This window comes from Roseovarius sp. 217 (genome assembly GCF_000152845.1).
Classification (GTDB): Bacteria; Pseudomonadota; Alphaproteobacteria; order Rhodobacterales; family Rhodobacteraceae; genus Roseovarius.
In genome coordinates this window covers 1-1,183 of the sequence record NZ_AAMV01000036.1, presented here as the reverse complement: position 1 = coordinate 1,183, position 1,183 = coordinate 1, and the positions used below count along the sequence as shown (strand labels likewise).

The 1,183-nt window shown below is 63.6% G+C and carries 1 protein-coding gene; it reads right to left on the bottom strand.

The features are described from left to right. A partial coding sequence (locus ROS217_RS00015) for a ParB N-terminal domain-containing protein (protein WP_050766358.1) occupies positions 1-920 on the bottom strand: 920 nt, incomplete at its 3' end. Between the last annotated feature and the right edge of the window lie 263 nt (positions 921-1,183).

Genomic DNA, 1,183 nt, shown 5'->3' with positions numbered 1-1,183 from the left:
GCCCGGACCGCGTACCATGCCGGTTCATGCTGCCAGTGGTAATGCCCGCGCGACAAGACGTGCCGATCCTTGGCCCAGATGATCTGGCTGCGGATATCAAACCCGCTGGCGACAAGGCTCTCGGCGACCGTGGTGGCGTGCAATGCACCATGCCACACATAGGCCACGTCACCGGGAAAGAGCGCCCAGGCGGCGCGCCAGTCCGCGCGATCGTCGTTGAGGACCTTGCCGGTGCGCTTGGTCTCCGAGGCCCCTGCCCGATTACGCCAGTCCGGATCGTACATCACGCCATAAGGCGGATCCGTCACCATCAGATGCGGGCGCACATCCCCCAACAGACGGGCCACGTCGGCCGCCGACGTCGCATCGCCGCAGAGCAGCCGGTGGGGGCCGAGGCACCACAGATCACCCGGACGCGACACCGGATGCGCGGGCGGCGCCGGCGTGGCTTCCTCTCTCGGGTCTGCCTTGTCGAGCGCGAGCAGCTCGTCGAGCTCACCGGCCGCGAAGCCCAGCCCCTCAAGGGCCACCCCGATCCCCGACAGCTCGCCCAGTTCCAGCGCCAGCAGGTCGCGGTCCCAGCCCGCCTGCTCGGCCAGGCGGTTGTCGGCGAGAATATAGGCGCGCTTCTGCGCTTCCGTGAGATGGGCCAGTTCGATCACCGGCACCACGTCCAGACCCAGCTTGCGTGCCGCCAGCACGCGACCGTGCCCGGCAATGATGCCGTTCAATCCATCCACCAGCACCGGGTTATTGAACCCGAACTCCCGGATCGAGCCCGCGATCAGCGCCACCTGCGCCTCGCTGTGCGTGCGCGCGTTGTTGGCATAGGGGATCAGATCGGCCACGCCACGCTGGTCGATAGATCGGGCCCCTGCCCCAGCCCTTGCATCCGTATTTGCTGTCTTGCGCTTCGTCATGACCCCCGCCTTGGGATAGAACCGTCCTTGGGTGCACGATATCACGAACGGTAAATCATTGTAATCATGACAATAAATGACATAGAATGACATGAACCGCCATTTTGGACACGAACCAAGGTCTCTCGCTAACGCTGGATCAATTGCGCCTACCGCAAGAACTCGACGCCATCTGCAAGTGAATCTCGCAGCTCAATTGATCTGCACACTGTGCCTAATGCCTCACGATAGCGGGCTTTCGATGCACGCTATGCAAAGGACCG